15 protein-coding genes and 1 pseudogene are annotated in these 15,901 nt (G+C 57.8%); 5 read left to right on the top strand and 11 right to left on the bottom strand.

The genetic code is table 11. The annotated features are described in order from the left end of the window. Nucleotides 1-406 (top strand): hypothetical protein (locus ACT3UA_RS18015; RefSeq protein ID WP_444617731.1); only part of this gene is annotated, 406 nt, incomplete at its 5' end. A gap of 260 nt (nucleotides 407-666) precedes the next feature. Here ACT3UA_RS18015 and ACT3UA_RS18010 read toward each other — a convergent pair. The 8 genes from ACT3UA_RS18010 to ACT3UA_RS17975 are packed head-to-tail and all read right to left on the bottom strand — an operon-like array spanning nucleotide 667 to nucleotide 10,414. Then, a complete protein-coding gene (locus ACT3UA_RS18010) occupies nucleotides 667-1,266 on the bottom strand; it encodes a DUF4913 domain-containing protein (protein WP_096288988.1) in 600 nt (199 codons plus the stop codon). Continuing rightward, entirely contained in the window at nucleotides 1,250-2,995 is a 1,746-nt protein-coding gene (locus ACT3UA_RS18005) for a type IV secretory system conjugative DNA transfer family protein (RefSeq protein ID WP_096288986.1), read from the bottom strand. The genes ACT3UA_RS18010 and ACT3UA_RS18005 overlap by 17 nt, the downstream gene beginning before the upstream one ends. Then, complete coding sequence (locus ACT3UA_RS18000; RefSeq protein WP_096288984.1) at nucleotides 2,976-4,460, bottom strand: ATP/GTP-binding protein; 1,485 nt, start codon at nucleotides 4,458-4,460, stop codon at nucleotides 2,976-2,978. Before ACT3UA_RS18000 ends, ACT3UA_RS18005 begins: the two co-directional genes overlap by 20 nt. After that, the gene (locus tag ACT3UA_RS17995) at nucleotides 4,457-6,046 is read right to left on the bottom strand and encodes a hypothetical protein (protein ID WP_096288982.1); all 1,590 of its coding nucleotides are present in this window, start codon (nucleotides 6,044-6,046) and stop codon (nucleotides 4,457-4,459) included. The genes ACT3UA_RS18000 and ACT3UA_RS17995 overlap by 4 nt, the downstream gene beginning before the upstream one ends. A gap of 6 nt (nucleotides 6,047-6,052) precedes the next feature. After that, complete coding sequence (locus ACT3UA_RS17990) at nucleotides 6,053-8,128, bottom strand: hypothetical protein (RefSeq protein ID WP_096288980.1); 2,076 nt, start codon at nucleotides 8,126-8,128, stop codon at nucleotides 6,053-6,055. Further along, entirely contained in the window at nucleotides 8,125-8,886 is a 762-nt protein-coding gene (locus ACT3UA_RS17985; protein ID WP_096288978.1) for a hypothetical protein, read from the bottom strand. The genes ACT3UA_RS17990 and ACT3UA_RS17985 overlap by 4 nt, the downstream gene beginning before the upstream one ends. After that, nucleotides 8,886-9,212, bottom strand: a complete 327-nt coding sequence (locus tag ACT3UA_RS17980; protein WP_096288976.1) for a hypothetical protein — start codon at nucleotides 9,210-9,212, stop codon at nucleotides 8,886-8,888. Before ACT3UA_RS17980 ends, ACT3UA_RS17985 begins: the two co-directional genes overlap by 1 nt. A 2-nt stretch (nucleotides 9,213-9,214) precedes the next feature. Then, nucleotides 9,215-10,414 carry a MinD/ParA family ATP-binding protein gene (locus ACT3UA_RS17975; protein ID WP_096288974.1) on the bottom strand — a complete coding sequence of 400 codons (1,200 nt, stop codon included), beginning with the start codon at nucleotides 10,412-10,414 and terminating at the stop codon, nucleotides 9,215-9,217. A gap of 89 nt (nucleotides 10,415-10,503) precedes the next feature. Between ACT3UA_RS17975 and ACT3UA_RS17970 the strand changes: the two genes are divergently transcribed. From ACT3UA_RS17970 to ACT3UA_RS17960, 3 genes are read left to right on the top strand one after another with little or no spacing between them, the layout of a single operon-like run. Beyond that, a complete protein-coding gene (locus tag ACT3UA_RS17970) occupies nucleotides 10,504-10,977 on the top strand; it encodes a hypothetical protein (protein ID WP_096288972.1) in 474 nt (157 codons plus the stop codon). Continuing rightward, nucleotides 10,977-12,197, top strand: coding sequence for a M23 family metallopeptidase (locus tag ACT3UA_RS17965; protein ID WP_096288970.1), 1,221 nt, complete (start codon nucleotides 10,977-10,979; stop codon nucleotides 12,195-12,197). The genes ACT3UA_RS17970 and ACT3UA_RS17965 overlap by 1 nt, the downstream gene beginning before the upstream one ends. 33 nt (nucleotides 12,198-12,230) lie before the next feature. Continuing rightward, nucleotides 12,231-12,794: a phosphatase PAP2 family protein gene (locus ACT3UA_RS17960; protein ID WP_096288968.1), complete on the top strand. Its 564-nt coding sequence runs from the start codon at nucleotides 12,231-12,233 to the stop codon at nucleotides 12,792-12,794. Here the strand turns inward: ACT3UA_RS17960 and ACT3UA_RS17955 are convergent. Together ACT3UA_RS17955 and ACT3UA_RS17950 are read right to left on the bottom strand one after the other, a co-directional pair. Next, on the bottom strand, nucleotides 12,771-13,400 hold the full coding sequence (locus tag ACT3UA_RS17955) for a hypothetical protein (RefSeq protein ID WP_096288966.1): 630 nt from the start codon (nucleotides 13,398-13,400) through the stop codon (nucleotides 12,771-12,773). The two genes, ACT3UA_RS17960 and ACT3UA_RS17955, sit on opposite strands and share 24 nt — an antisense overlap. A 129-nt stretch (nucleotides 13,401-13,529) precedes the next feature. Further along, nucleotides 13,530-14,273, bottom strand: coding sequence for a hypothetical protein (locus ACT3UA_RS17950; protein ID WP_096288964.1), 744 nt, complete (start codon nucleotides 14,271-14,273; stop codon nucleotides 13,530-13,532). A 427-nt stretch (nucleotides 14,274-14,700) separates the two neighbouring features. On the opposite strand from ACT3UA_RS17950, the gene ACT3UA_RS17945 reads away from it, so the two are divergent. Further along, a complete protein-coding gene (locus ACT3UA_RS17945; protein WP_096288962.1) occupies nucleotides 14,701-15,189 on the top strand; it encodes a hypothetical protein in 489 nt (162 codons plus the stop codon). 200 nt (nucleotides 15,190-15,389) lie between these two features. Here ACT3UA_RS17945 and ACT3UA_RS17940 read toward each other — a convergent pair. After that, nucleotides 15,390-15,740: pseudogene (locus ACT3UA_RS17940) on the bottom strand (IS1380 family transposase); the annotation flags it as partial. Between the last annotated feature and the right edge of the window lie 161 nt (nucleotides 15,741-15,901).

Below are 15,901 nucleotides of genomic sequence, written 5' to 3'. Positions count from 1 at the left end.
GCAGGCGTCTAAGGAGTATCAGGCGATGTCAGCGAAACTCCCTTTGGGTGAAGTGAACCCTGGGCAGCAGGTGCTGGAATCTGAGTTGAAGCAGGTGTTGCACGCGTTTCGGATGGCCGCGTATAACGTCACGATGATGCTGGTCACCCAGGTGAGTACGCAGACCGGTTATAAGGCAGCGTCGAGCCAGGCTCATGTGTTTGTGCGGCAGGCGTTGAAGCTGAGCGGGGATTTGGATCCGGGCCAGGACGGGGTGCTGGAGGTTGTGTTGGATTCTTTGCCGACGCGTCGTGCCACGGTGGCGTTGGGTGAATTGTGTGAGTTGCTCAGCGGTACGCGGACTGTGTATCCGGGGACGGATCGGGTGTTGCGGTATCGGGTGAAGGGCTTAGCGGCGTCTCATTAATTTTCTACCGATGTCCAGAGCCCTGAACCCACACGCATACGGGAATGCCTACGTGTCATCGGTTTATTTGCACGCGTTTATTGACCAATTTGAAGTGCTCAATTACGACGTTATTCATTCAAAAACGCTTCTGTGTAGCTTAGCGAAACTTCCAGATCCACGCGCAAGGCGCGGCATTCGCCACCCGCTAGCTAACAGAGCAAGAGCAACTTGTTCAGTGCTGCTGGATCACTTAGCGTGAGCTTCCCTATCGTTCTTCCTCAGAGGTTGTTTCCTACCTCTTTTGACGCTAGATGTTCTTGCTTCAGCCATTGGGCGAAATCATCATTCAGTGGTTCGGGCACCGGGTCTACCCGGTCTGGGGCACGATGCTCCCGCCTGCACCCCGCCATGCCGCCCTTGTCACTGGGGGCATTGACGATGTCCAGAACGTCAGGCAGGTAGCGCAGATTCCAATACACCAGATCACTGTTAGGGCTCGTCGTCCCGTAGTTGGCGGCTTTCCATGCCACGTAGAACCCCATGAGGTGGGCTACTACATTGGGATGCCGGAACCAGCAGGAAGGAATCATGTTAGTGCTTTGCCCAGCCCCATACGTGGTGTTGAACCACGGCAGCCATACATTGATTTCACCCAGTAACTCAGCGTTTTCCTCGGGCTTGCCTTGATGAAGATTCCACGGAGACGGCTTCTGCTCTTTGCTCTTTTTCAGCAGTGTTCCCAACTGGCCAGCGAGCTCTACAAGGACTGCTTCTTGTTCCTGAAGCACTTGTTCGACTTTTTTCTGGCGTTCCACCAGTGGCTCAACGATGGGGACGATGAGTTCGATCAGTTCATCGCGGTTACTCTGCTCGCTCAACGTCCACCGCCTTTCCTCCGACATGATCGGCATCCAAGAAGACCTTGCCGCAGGTGCGCAGTGTCTGGTCTTTCATGTCTTTCAAGTCCTGATGGTCTTTGCGCTGCCACACCATTTCGGTGTGCACCACGTGCGGAGGCAAGTTCCGATACACGGCCGTTGCCTGCCCGAAGCGCAGATGCTTGAGCTCTTCAGCGCGCACGATCGCTTTTTCTTCCGTGCTGGTGGTCCTCGAGCCGCCTGTTTTGCTGGAGGAATGGCTGATGCGGGCTTTGTCGCGTACGCCCATGTCGCTGGCGTAGGTTTTCAGGTCTTCGCTGTTGATGCCGGGGAAAATCAGCTTCAGGCTGGCGTTCGATTCGATGGCTTTGGCTTCTTCTTTGCCCCAGCGTGCTTCGTTCTGGATGAAGGACTGGCTGATGCCGATCACTTGGATGCCGCGACCACCAGTGTCGGTGATCAGCTCGGCCATGTTGCTGAAGGCTGCCACGTTGGGTGCTTCATCGAGCACCATGCGGAACACCGGCCAGAGCCGGCCAGAAGCAAAGGTACTGGATTTGCGCCGTGCGGCCCGGTACACCTGATCGGCGAACATCGTACTCAACGTACCCAGCGGGGATTTTTCGCCGTCCACCACGATATGCAAAGTGTTCTGCCCTTCAAGAAACGTGTTGATGTCGAAGGCTTCGTCGCGACGGAACCGGAACTGGGAGAGGACCTTTTCGGTGACCAGCGGTTCGGCCAGGGAGAGCAGGGTGGATTTGATGGAGTCTTCGGTTTCCCCGGCCCTTGATTCGGTGCGCTCGCGCAGGGGTTGGATGAAGGCCCGTGATTTGTGGTGGTCTTCCAGGATGGTGATGGGTTCTGGGTTGTGGGAGTCGAAGATCCATAGCAACAGGTCATCCATGGTGCGGTCTTCCAGTGCGGCGGCGTGCAGCAGCCGGCCGAGGACGGAGCCTGCTTTGGCGCTGAACCAGGAACCGTTTTTGGTGCCTTCCATGGGGGCTGCGTTCGCCCAGGCTTTGCCGCGTTCCAGGGCTTCGTCTTCGTCCTCGCACCCGTAGATCGGTGTCCATTTCACCTTGTTGGGCCAGCCGGTAATTCCCTCCCAATCGCAGACGAATACTTGGCCTTGCGCTTGGCGTGCGGTGGCAGTCCAGGCGACCACGTCGGGTTTGGTCGACGTTGCCAGGACCGGTCCGGGCGCGCCGAGCACCATGGGCACCACGATGCTGGAGGTTTTGCCGCCGCGGGCCGGGGCATAGACCCAGAGGCTGTCTTCGAGCTGGATATACAGGGCCACTTTTTTGGATGCGTTGGTGTAGACAGCCAGTGCGATGAACGCTTCCGCGGTTTTCCTGGTGACCGACGGCCCATAGATCTGGCGTGCCTTATGCCAGGCGGCGGTGAAGCCCATCATCGAGGTGATCGCCGCACCCTGGGGATTGAACGTGGCGGTGTTCTTGCGCGGGGTCACCCATAGTTCGGTGATCAGTACGTATCCGGCGATGAGCAGGACAATGATGCCGCCGAGGATGAACCAGGACGCGGTAGGCCAGGCAAGATTCCCATCCAGGCCCGCTTCGAGCAGATCCAACGGATTCCAGGAAACTTTGGAATCCGTGGGGGTGATTTTCTCGCCCCAGTTCAACGCGGACAGCACGATCCCGGCAAGCACCGCGATGATCAAGAAAGTGGTGAAGCTGCTTTCACGCTGTGGGGAGGCCATGATCCTGCTCCTTTTCACTCGTCGTCCTGGCAACCAGGGCTTTGTCGGTGTCGGTGAGGATTGTTTCCACGTCGCTGCGCAGATGCTTCACCTCGAACGGGGCTTCGTTGCCGATTTTCATCAGGCAGGTGCCGGTGGCCAGGTTCAGGATCGTGGGGTAGCTGGAGGCCGGAAGGTCGAACATGTCCACTGCTGCCCGGGCGTCCGGTGCTTTCTTCTGCTGGTAGACCAGCACGGTGTCGCATTCTTTGATGATGGCTTCCGCGTCGGTGCCGGCAGGGATGTCTGAGACGTGGTGGAAGAAAAACCAATTGGACAAGCCGATGGCGCGGGAGACTTTCTGGTTGCGGCGGATCACTTTGGCGACCGAGGTTTGGACCAGGTGCCAGGCTTCTTCGACGACGAAGTGGGTTTGGCGGCGGTTCTTGGCTTTGAACAGGCGGTTGGTCATCCACGTGTTGATCACCGTCATGACAATCGCCAGGGCGGGCCCGTTTTCGGGCAGTTGGGAGACGTCGAAGACGGTGAGTCCGTCTTTGAGTTTCACGTCACCGGTGGTTTCGTTGTCGATCATGCCTGCCAGATCTTCTTCAACGAAGCGTTCGAGTTCGAAGGCGACGTCGTACCCCCATTCGCGCAAGGTGGTCTTGTCGATTTCCAGGTGAGTGGAGTCTTCTTCGGCGGGGTCGATCATCCGGTGGATGACCAGACGGATTGTCGGGGTGATGCTTTGAGCTTTTGCGTCTTTGAGTGCGCGGCGGTGTGCTGTGCGCAGGGCTTTGCCTTCGCGGGGGCTGATGGGCCGGCCGAGGACTTCTTCGGCGACTGCGCGCAGCAGCATGGACTGGCTTGGCGGGGTTTCGCCGGTGGTGCTGTCTTCTTCGGTTTCCGCGGAGATGGACGGGTCAAAAATGTTGATGCAGGATCCGCCGCCGCCGATCTTGAACGTGACAGGTTCCCCGCCCTGGTACCGGCAGAGTTCGGCGTATTCGCCTTCTTCCGGGTTGGAGTCGCTGGGTTTCTTGTCGATGACGATGACGTTGCGTCCGATGATCATGGGGCGCAGGCATCCCCAGGTTTTCCCGGCGGAGCTTTTGGCGGAGCCGATGTCGCCGATGACGACGACGTTGGCGTTGTTCACGGTGTGGGGGTAGGCGAAGATCGGGTCGTGCATGACGCCCCACCCTGATTCCAGATCAATGCCGAACAGCAGGCCTTTGTAGGAGGTGGGTGACCAGGGCACGGCAAGGTTGCTGACTTCGGCCTGCCGGGTGGTGGAGATCGCGCCTTCCGGGGCTGGATCATAGAGTCCGTAGCGTGAGCCTTTGCGTGTTTGGCGTCCGGCATCCCAGGTGATGTCCGGACGCTGCTCTGCCCGTGGCGCCGGGACAGCTTTTGCAGGTTTGGTGGTCTTTGCGTTGTTTTTGCGCTTATTTGTGGTTGCTCGAGTGAAGATGTTGATCATGTGCGGATTCCTCTTCCCATGGGCAGCACGGCCATGAGGGCCATGTCGTGGCGGTGGTCGAGCCAGTACAGCCGGTCGATGCCGCAATCGGTGGCGACGGATTCAATCTGGGTGGAGACCTGCAAAAGTTTTTCTTCTGAATCCACGGTGAAGCTGACGTAGGCTCCCCATTTCACGCCGTGGTGACCGCTGCCGGGCGTCAGGTCCACTGCGCGCTGATCGGAGGAGTTGGACATGACCTGTTCGGTGCCATCCGAAATCTTGCCTTTGGACGCGTCCGAGTGGCGTTTGGCTTTGTCGCTGGTGCGGTCCGACATGGCTTGGGCGCGCGCTTCTTTGGCATCAACGACTTCGTTCACCCAGGACACCGAGTGGATAACTGCCGGGACAATCCCCGAGACGAGCTGGCGCATGGCTTGGACTGGCAGGGCGGATCCGGCCATGAACCCATCCCTGGGGATGTAGGCCACACGGGTGTAGGCGTGGTTGTTGACCACGACCGCCTTGGAGGTCTGTTCCTGGTCGAGTTTCTGCCAGACCGCCTCTAATCCCACGTCGGTGTCATCGATGGCGTACGTGTAGGGGTCTTGCAGGTGGGCGAGGATCCCGGCGGCCATCTGCGAATCCACAGCCCTGTACCCGCGGATGGCTTTATGCGCGACGGCTTGCGCCATGAGCGCTTGGGCTTCTTGGACGATTGCCGCGTGCACAGCCATAGGCCCTGGCTGCTGGGCGTTGGCGGCCCGCTGCAAGGCGGTGCGGTTATCGAACCGCAGCACCCAGTAGCTGCGGTGCTGCTCGGCCCGGTCTTCGACCTGCAAGCACAACTCCTGGTAGGAGCGCACCAGGTTTCCGTGGGCGTTGGGGTCCACATAGTCGGCGAGCCAGGACACGTGGTCGGTGATGTCCAGGGGGATGGAGCGGGTGAAACTCTGGATATGGGACACCGCACTGGTGCGCCGCGCCGCCCGGGCCAACACACGTCCAAAACCCACATGGGGGATGTCTTCCACGTCTTCTTCCACCACTCCGCCGGCGCTGCCGCGGACCTCGAAGATCACGGTATAGAAGGCCGGATCTGAATTGGCGTGGCGGAAGACGGCGAGGCGTTCGCGGGCGTTGAAATCAACTTCTTTCACGCTCAACCGTCCCACCATCAACGGGGCCGGCTGAACGTGCTCTTTGCGGCGTTCGGCGCGGCGCACTGCGAACCCGCGGGGCCGGACCGCTTTCTTCTTGTTCTTCTTCGCTGCCCGGTATTCCTGAACGCTGGCCAACGCAGTCTGTTCATGGACGGGGTCATAGACACCCAGCCCGGCGTGCTTGCGGTATGCCCGGTAGGCGGTCTCGGTTTTCAGCGCGGCGTAGCTGCGTCCCCCATGGATGTTCATGGGAACGGTGATCACCACGCTGAGCACAGCGATGACGAGGCCGGCGAAGAGGAAGAAGAACTGGTCCATGCCCATCAAAACCACGCACGCGGCGATCCCCAGGCCGGTCCAGAGGACGACCTGTTCGGGGGTGGAGCGGCCTGAGAGCAGTCCGCGTTTTTTGAACTCGCCGCCGAGGGCTACCTGACGTGCCATGAGTGATCACCGATCCTTGAAGGAGTCCCACGAATCTGGGTCTGCGTCGTTTGCGGCCATTCGTGCTTGAGCTGCAGCGTTGGTCGCGGCGTATTTGGTTCCGGCCAGCAGGCCGACCGCGCCGGCGGTCAGGGGGCTGAAGGCTGCTGTTGACGCCACAGAGGCCACTTTTTTCGCCCGGCCGGACGGCGGGTTCTTCCGGCCCTGCCCAGAAGAGGAGGAAGGTACATTTGGCCCGCTCGAGGCAGGCGCAGAGCTGTTCTGGTCGGTGGGACCTTGCCGTGCTGGGTCAGTGCCGCCGGCCCGGGCTGAGGGAGCTGGGCCAGCTTGCTCGCCGTTATGATTCGGGGATGCTGGAGGCGCAGGGTTCTGGCCTTGCTGCGGGGTGTTCGCCGCAGCTGATGTGGGTGCATCGGCCTGGTTTTGGCTGGAGCGTTCGTGTGCGCCATGGGTTTTCTGCGGTGAACCGGTGCCCGGACTCTGGGCAGCAGTGTTGCTGCCACCGTGTGGGGAACCGCCAGAGGAAGGACCGCTAGGTCCGGCAGAACCGTCTTGTCCACTTGAACCGCCTGAATCGCCTGAATTTTGTGCGCTGCGGCTTGTGGCGGCGCCTCGCCGGTTGGAGATCGCGCGGCGCACCGACCCGGCGCCACTGCCGATTGCACCGCCTACGGCGCCGCCGACACCGGCAGAAATTTCCGGTGAGATCCCGCCGAATTTCGCTTCGCGGCTTTCGAGCACTGGCATCCACCGGAAGATCGCTGCGGGGGATAGGACGATCATCAGCATGATCGCGGCTGTTGCCCCCAGGTTGCCGACGTTCACCAGCACGTCATCGACCCCGTCCTTGAAGGCTGGCTGCGAGGCGAGGATGCCGAAGACCGCGCCCAGCACGAGGAAGGCGAAGGTTTTCAGCAGGCTCATGGTGCCGATGGTCGTGGCGATTTTCATGACGTAGCGACGTGTCTTGGGCGAAAGCAGCATGCCGATGAGCAGCGCAATGGCCAGTCCCATGAGCTGCTGGAAGATCGGGATCAGCAGGAAATACACCAGCAGGGCCAGTGCTCCGACGAACAGCAGTCCGAAGAACAGGATGGCAGCTAACGGGCCGAACCAGCTGGTGGATTCCAGGGAGGCGAACCGGGAGATGACCGTGATGAAGTTGCTGATTGATTCTGCCGCCCAGTCACTGGTTCCATCGGTGAGCGGGGCGACGCGTTGCTGCAGTTCGTTCATGACCCAGGGTCCGTAGATGACCATGAACAACGCTGCTGGCAGGTAGTAGAGCAGGGATTTGCTGAAATCGTCGTCGCTCATCTCCCCGTTGCTGTGTTGTTTGAAGAGGAACATGATCATCAAGCCGAGGCCAACGACTCCCAGCCCGGCGTAGAGTGCCCAGCGGTCTTTGAATTCTTGGGCAGACGCGTCGAATTCGGTGGTCGAGGAGATTTCCTCGAGCACTTTGGAGGTCATCGCGATGGATTCTGACTTGCTGCTGTTGGCCAGTTCGTCCAGGTTCGATTTGGGATCTGCTACGAACTTAATGGTGTTGTCGATGGCGTCGGTGACGTTGAGCAATGAGCGGCCGAGTTCGCTTTGTTCAAGGAATCCACGGATCTTCTGGCCGGTCCATGCCTTGAAATGGGCGTTGATTCTCTTTCCAAGGCAGTGCTGGAATCCGTCGCCACTGGCTTTGGTTTCCTTGAGAGCGTCGCAGAAATCCATCTTTTCGCCTTCACCCAAGATGAGGGTTTGGGCCGTGGGATACATGAGGTGCAGGGCATCACGCGTCTGCTCTTCACAGTTCCTTTTCTGGAAAGCGAAGATGCTTTCCATCTTCGTGTAGTACTCGAACTCGCCGCATTTCTCCTTGGCAATCCCTCTAAGAACCTCATCAAGAAGCTGGGTCTTCTCCTTCTCAGGCATCTTTTCGAAGCGTTTCACCTGGTCCTGGGTGAGCGCTTCTTCCACTTTTGTGGTGTCCTCATCGGCGTGGACCGGCGATGGGGAGGCGACTAAGAGAAATGTGGAGAGGAATGCGATCACCGCCAGAGAGGAAATGACGCTGAGAAGCTTTGTCACTGGGCCAGCTCCATCCAGCCATCCCGGCTCAGTGGGTTGCCGTCTGAATCGGTGAACAGATCACCAAGAATTTCGCGCGCGGAGGAAGGTTCTTTCTTGCCTTGCGTGTAAAGAAGCTGGGTTTCGGGTCGGTAGGTGGCGTTTTCGCCGCTGAAATCAAGTTTCCAGTCGTCCTTTTCCCACACCAAGAGCTGTTCGACGACACGGACCTCCACCGCAGCGGGAACAGTTCTCCCATCAATGGTGAACGAACTGTTTTCGATCCGTTGCACTACTGCGACGGACGCCGTTTTCCCCGCTTCGCAGCTGACGACTTTGAAAATGGCCGGGTCAAAAAGCATTTTCTCGGAGGTATCTCCGTCTTTGGCCAGTGAACGCAACGCGTCAATATACTCTGCGCCATCCTCGTTGACGGCAATGATGGTGTTCAATGTTGCTTCACGCTGTTCCCAGTCACCGGTGCCATAGGACTCGGCAGGGACGTAGTTGACCGCTGCGCGCACAGCGTCGTCGCAGGAAGCGGTGTATCCGATACGGGTATGGCCATCTTGTGCGGTCTTGGTTCCGCCTTCGTTGGCGTGGAACTGGGATACAGGGAACCCGTTGTCGCTGATCCGCGTGGGTTCAGAAGGAATAGTGGGTGTAGCCGCCGAAGTATTGTCCTTCGTGGTCGATGAGATGAAGTAGCTGGCGACAGCAACCAGCACGATCGCTGTGATGACTACGGCGGCGATGATCAGGCTCCGGCGGCTTGTCATTAGAGCATCCCCGCCACTTTGAGCACCGCACCGATGAGAACACCAAAGGCGGCCACCGCGATGACCGCCACGCCGCGGCGTTTGAGCTCGTCAGTGTGTTCGCCCATCTCCTCGTAATGGCCCTGTTTTCTGGCTCCGGAGAATTTCACGAAGCTGGTCAGAAGCTTCACTGATACATAGATCAGCACCAGTCCCCAGATGACGCCGAGGATCACGGTCAGCGCATTGTCGAACCCTGAGCCAAGCGGTGCAATGTCGGGGGATACTCCGTCGAAAGGGTTCTTGACTTCTGCTGTTACTCGCGGGGTGTCGGTGAATGGTTCCATGGTTAGTTCTCTTTCTTGTTTCGTTTGGTGGATTCTGCTCGGACTGCTGCGTGGTGCATGCCTTCGCTGACGGCGGCAGCAACTTTTTCAAAAGCTCGTACGGACTCATCTGTGGCCAGCTGCCAGTCGATCAGCCCGTTGGTGTCCAGGGCTGGTTCGTAGGGGACGGGAAGGAAAGTAGCTTCTTCGCCGAGGGCTTGCTCGAGCATGGTGCGCAGCTCTTTGCGCCGTTCCGGGGCTACCGAGCGGCAGTGGGAACCGGGGGAGATGACGAGGACCGCGTGGCGGCACAGCGCGGCATAGTGGTCATTGCCAGAGAGATGGGACATGGCTTGGAGCTGTTCGATGGTGCGGAGCACTGAGACGACGGATTTATCGTTCATTTCCACGGGGAAGACCAGCTGGTCGGATCTTTCAATGCCGGCCAGCCAGTTCTCGGCGCGCGTGTTGTTGCCGGTGTCCAGGACGATGACGTTCCAGAAACGCTGGACTACTTCGAGCAGTTCGTTGAGGGTTTCGCGGGTGAGCATCTGCATCCGGTCAGGATCTTCATCCGAGGCGAGGACTGCGAAACGGTTATCGCCCTGGGGGCGGGTGAAGTACTGGACGTCGCCGCTGCGGGTGTGTTCATTTTTGAGCTCTTCGAGCGCGTCGAGCAGGTCGATGATGGTCAGGTTTGATCCGTTGGAACGGGTGCGCACCCCGAGGGTGCCCATGGTTTCGTTGTTGTCCATCGCTAAGACCGCATGGTCGGCGGTGTTGCCGAGGGTGGAGGCCAGCGCCACGCTGATCGAGGTTTTACCTGACCCGCCGGCCGGCTGGGCGATGGTGACGGTGACCGGGCGAGGATAGACGCGGCGGATGGAAGCCAAGGTGGCGCGTCGGGCGAGTTCTTGGGGTCCTGGTTTAGGGGAAATGAGGCCGCCGGTCCATGTGCGGATTGTGCGCTGCCAGCCTTCTTCGGCAGGCAAGGGTGTTTCCAGCGCGTCTGATCCGGTGATCGCGCTGCTCAGTGTTCCAGTGACCAGCGGTGTTCCGGCGGCCAGAGGCGCTGCGCGCGTCGGTTCTGGTGCGGTGGGTTCTACTGGTTCTGGGTTGTTGAGGATCTGTAACGAAGCTTCTGGTTTGTCGGAAGCGTTCGATACGGTCAAAACATCGGTCTTCGCTTTTCTGCGTTCGTCGCCTGGCCACTCGGTGCCCATCTGCGTCCCCTTTCCTTGGATGAACCCATAGTATCAACTAGTCTTGATATAGTCAGTTTCATTCCAAAATAAGACTTTGAAGGGTTTTGATGACACGCCGAATCATCCTGTCCACCGCCGTGCTCCTGGCAGTCTCACTGAGCGCCTGCACCCCCGCGCCGGACCAAGAAACCAGTGATCCGCACGCGGATCACGGCCCCATGCATGAGATCGAAGCATCCCCAGAGCAAGTGCAGATCGATGAATGGAACCCGCAGGTTTCGGCTGAAGCGAAACACACCGCAACCAAGGCCGCCAAAGCCTACGCCCGCCCGGACCTTGACCAAACGGCATGGTTCAAAGCCCTGGCGCCGTATCTGTCTCAGAGCGCACGGACCAGGTTCCAGCAGACCTCAAACCTCAACATCGCCTCCACCGAAGTCATCAAGGTGCACGAACCTGTCCAAGGCGTTTCGCCGGCCATCGCCACCGTGAAAGTGCAGACCAACGCCTCCACCCTAGAATTCTTGCTCAGCCGCGCTGACGGGCAGTGGATGGTCGAGAAAATCACGAGCAACAGCTGATGAAACGCACCAAACGCCGGGGAATCTTCACTGTCCTGGGCCTGATCAGTGTGCTGCTGTTCGGGATCGTCTTTGGCGGGATCCTCCTGCTGGGGGACAGCCCGCGCAGCGAGCCCGACACCGAAACCGACTGCTCACCTAACAGCGCGGTGCCCAAAGAAATCAACGTCAAAAACCTGCCCACCACCGAGGTCGGATCCTACAACAAGCAGCAGCTGACCAACGCAGCGATCATCATCAACGAAGCCAAGTCAGCAGGCGTCCAGCAGCACGGGGCGATCATTGGACTGATGACCGCTATCCAGGAAAGCTCGTTGAAAATACTGGCCAATGACGGGACCTGGCAGTATCCGCAAGGAACGCAGGTCATGACCGAAGCCGAATGGGGGCAAGCGCGCAAAGTCGTCCTCGAATCCCTGGATCTTCCACACCAGGGAGTGGGGCACGCCTGGGATGCGCTGAGCCTCATGCAGCAGCGGCCCAGCGCTGGCTGGGGGACCGTCGAGCAGATCATGGACCCCTCCTACGCAGCCAGCGCCTTCTTCGACAGGCTGAAAAAAGTTCCCGGCTGGAAATCCTTGCCTTACGAGCTGGCCGCGGAAAAGGTCCAAGTCTCAGGACTGCCAGATAACTATGCAGACCAACGCTCCGATGCGGAACTGCTCTACGCCGCGCTGCACGGCGCCCAGGTCGAAGTCAGCGATGACGAGGAATCTTATTCCCAGTGCAAGGACGGGGGAGACACCAGAAAGCCGGAATCAGGGGATTCTTACGATGGCCCGAAGAGCAATTCCGGGTGGATGTTCCCCGTGGAGACCATCTCAAAAATCCAGTACAACTACGGAGAAAACCGCGGCCTGTGGCCCCACGCTGGAGAGGATTTCAGCTCACCGAAAGACACCCCCATTTATGCTGCCGCCGATGGCCAGGTCATCCGGGCCAGCTGCTCAGACCTCGTTGTGGGCCGTTCTCCCTGCCAAGTTCAGGTGGATCACGGAACCATTGATGGCCAGCGAGTTAGCACGCTCTATGTGCACATGTATGAAGACGGGGTACTAGCCCAGGTGGGGGACGAGGTCAAAGCAGGGGAGCAGATCGCCAAAGTCGGTACCAACGGCAACTCCACCGGCTACCACCTGCACTTCGAAGTCTGGGTGGGCAAAGCAGACACCAGCCCGGTGGAATTCCTCAAAGAACAAGGCGTAAGCATCCCAGGCTGAAAAATCCACTACTCGTGTTGCTAGGCTCGAACGGTGGAAAAATACGCCAAGCTCATCAGCCATCTCGCCTCACCACCAGCGGTCGTCACCCTCGTCCTGCTCAGCACGCCACTGCGGTACCCTGGCCTTGCATGGCCGCCAACCTTGCTGGCCACCTTCTTTGCAGGCCTGGTGCCCTGGGCGGCTTTGATCTGGATGCGGCTGCGCGGCCGGGTCACCGACGTGCACGTGACCGAGCGTCATCAACGCTGGCCGATCCTGCTGGTGACTCTGATTTCCATTCTTGGAGGCATCGGCGTGCTGCTGGCCATCGCAGCACCGAGTCAGATTATCGTGGAAGTGCTATTCATGCTCGCCGGGCTGCTGATCGTGGGCGTCGTCAACCTGGTCTGGAAGCTTTCGATCCACGCAGCGCTGACAACGTTCGCGGTTTTGCATTGTCTGTTGGATCTGCCGGCAGGAGCGCAGATCGCGGTCGCCGTCATCGCACTGGTGGGATGGGCAAGAATCCGCGCCGGGCACCACACTCCCACCCAAGTCCTGGCCGGAACGCTGACCGGTGCTCTGGTGAGTCTAGGAGACTTTCTGGTGGTGTAAGCGTGGGGATGGCTGGAGTTCGCGGCGGTGCGTCAGCAAAGCAGAGATCCATCCCAGCGTGACACCGGCCAGAACACACACCATCGCGGGATAGACGATCAGATCCGTCAGCCAATCCAGCTGGCGGTTCGACAGCTCCACCAGATGCCCCATAGGTGAGATCTTGCCGAAGGCGAAGCCAAATGCCATCAGCTTCTTCGAATAAAACGGTACCCGATACACCGAACCAGTGTTGGCCTTCAGCAAAGGGTTCACCAGCATTGCAGACACCACAGACGGATAGACGTACATGGACAGCTTGTAAAGCACGACAGCTGTGTCGGTGTCCCTGAAATCATCGAGCCCCATGCTGGAATACGAGAGGTCTGCCGCGAAGAACAACACGGTCATCAGTGCCACGCATAGAGGCAGTCCGACAGCTGAGAACCGGCGGATCTTGGTTGCAATATCGCACCGGCCGATGCTGTGGGCGATCTGGACCCCGGCGGCGAGGAACACGAAATTGATGCAAAAATGCGAGATGAGATTCGCCAGATTGATTGAGCCGAGAAGGCGATCAATGAAGAGGTAGATAGGTTCTACTGCGAGCCAGAGGCCGATACTCATTCCTAGATGGGTAAGCCATAACCAGAGGTTGCCTGTGCCTTGAATTAGCCGGGGAAGCCTCAAAGCAAGCACTAGCGTGAACGTGCTTGCCAAAGTTATTGCTGCCCAGGAAGAAAAAACCATAGGCTTTTAGCCTAGATGATTTTCAAATGTCTCCAAATTGCGTACCTGTTTTCCCACTTCATGAAGGCGTTTCTCCGTGACAGCTAAAAGCTGTCCAAGTGGAACATTGTTAACCCAGTCAGAACGGCAATCCGTGTCCCAACCTGCCTCTTTGCCGGTCAGAACACCCGAAACCACCAGAGCTGAAACCAAAGGGAAATTCGCGTATCTGGCAATTTCCAAAGAAACGTCTTCACGAAGCCTGACCCGAAGCATTTTCCATAAGGTCGACTGCGCGATCCCCAGCTCCTGCTGGATGTGTGCTCGAAGATTCCCATCATCGGCACAAGCAAACCAATACGTGGCTGCATGTTCGTAGGTTTCGTCGCCGAGCTCGTCTTCAGTAGTTACCACTGAGTTCAGGCGATGAACCATCGCTTGAAGGAGCCCTGGTGTGGGGATGAACGTAGCCATCTCATCAGGAGAAGGAGTGCCGGGGATGACATTAATGAACTGCTCAAATCGCCTGAGCTCGGTCAAAGGATCCAAGCCTAGGCCACGGGCGATTGCCGAAACGGTTGAAGGGGCCACGCTGCCACGGCCGACCTGCTGGGTGACCCGCAGCCGCGGAAGATTCGATAGCTGCGCGAGGCGCACCAAACCAGTGCCTGGCGCTACTGCATCCAGCCACGATTGAATTTCCGCCCGTCCGAGTTTCATGAGTAACTCGTTTGAACCGTTGCCTTGCCACGAGGCAAGCTCAATAGGCACTGCTTAAAATTCCCCATCCGTCCTAACTTATCGTGAACTGGCTTGCGGTTCCCCAAATTTAGCAACGGGACAAGACACAATTCAGCCACAAATTTCCAGTGGCAGCATCGAATTTTTTGTTGGTCACTGACCTATTCTTCTCAAAGCTCCAATACTGGAGCATCATTCAGTTAGTCTTCCAAACCATGTGAGACTTCTACTCCGTAATCCCACCATGCCACGAACAAGCGTCTTGGCGGCCGCCTGCGTTGGAAATTGAGCCGTATAGTGAGACCCGATTCATCAGAAGAACCTATTTGCTTCGAAACCCCTCTGTGCCGGGTAATCTTGGCATGAAAACGTCGGATTCTCTCAAGAAAATCTGGGCAGAATCCGTAATCCAGTCAAATCGAACCGAGGATGAATGACTACTCAGAAGGTACCTAAAATGGATAAGACACCTGGGCCGAATAGCGTGCCAGTGTGGCGAAAATTAGCCTTGTATTGCGCACTCCTTTTCATCGCATACGGCCTCTATGTGTTATGTCAGGGATTCTTCGGCGGGTATGAAGGGAATGCGCGAATACAAGTCTTCTTATCAGCCGGAATACTTTTGGTTGGACCGGGGATTGTGGCGGCATTTCAGGTACTTTTATGGAAGAGACCTGATAAGTACCGGCCTCAGACCGGTAGAGAAATATGGGGGGAGTTCTGTGTTTCTGCTTTGGGTCTAGCCTTTGTGATTCCTTTCTTCTTTGTCTCGACAGACGGTCAAATGATGCCACTCCGTGCCGGTTTGGTAACAACTGGCTTGGCTTTTCTTAGCATCGCGTTCCCATTGATACGTGCTAGAAAGATCGCTAATGAAGCTGAACCAGCGACAGCTTTAGCAGACGAAAAGGATTCTGCGGCTACGAAACCTATATCTGGCAAATAAGGGTAGTAATTCTTCTCCCAGTGGCACATATTGGATTAGCCCAGACATTTCTTGGAAGGGCAGCACCCCACCGTAACCGGCACCCCGCCAATATCCGGTGGGTTAGTGATTTCTGGTAAGACAAAGAACACCATATCGCTAACGCCAGCACCGGCCAGTACGCGCCGATATACTGATTTTCAGCTTGAAATCACTGCTGACTAGTACTTGAGAACTTTGGTTCGCATCAAACCGGTTACCCAGAACTGACGAAATCCGTTGATTTGTTCTTTGAATAACGCGACTAATCTAGCTCTCTGCGCGTGCTCATTGACCAGTAACCGGGATTGGCGACCGCTTTTCGTAAGTTTCCCAACCATGGACTACAACCGATATCGCCACTGTTTCACATCCCAGCGCTCAGCCTTATACCCCTCGGTCATTAGGACCAACTGCAGCCATGACCTCAGATTGAACGCAAACATGGTCAGGTTAGCCCAAGTTTGATTCGCGGTGAGCGAAGCGAATGGCAGTTTGCCCAGCTCAGCGGCCTTCAATGCCTTGATCCTGTTTAAGGGCGCAACTCAAGTTGATTGCGGACGGATGGCGGACTCAGACCTCTAAACGAAGGCAGAATCGATATGGCGGTAGAATTACGTTCGGAATGATTTTGATTTTGCACAGGGAACCAGGCATCGGGGGCACCCGGCTTCGATGTTGTGACGGGTAAACC

Origin of the sequence: Glutamicibacter sp. 363 (genome assembly GCF_052379505.1) — a bacterium.
In the GTDB taxonomy this organism is placed as follows: Bacteria; Actinomycetota; Actinomycetes; order Actinomycetales; family Micrococcaceae; genus Glutamicibacter.
Note: the sequence above shows the minus strand (reverse complement) of the source record. Positions and strands in the feature narration are given on the sequence as shown.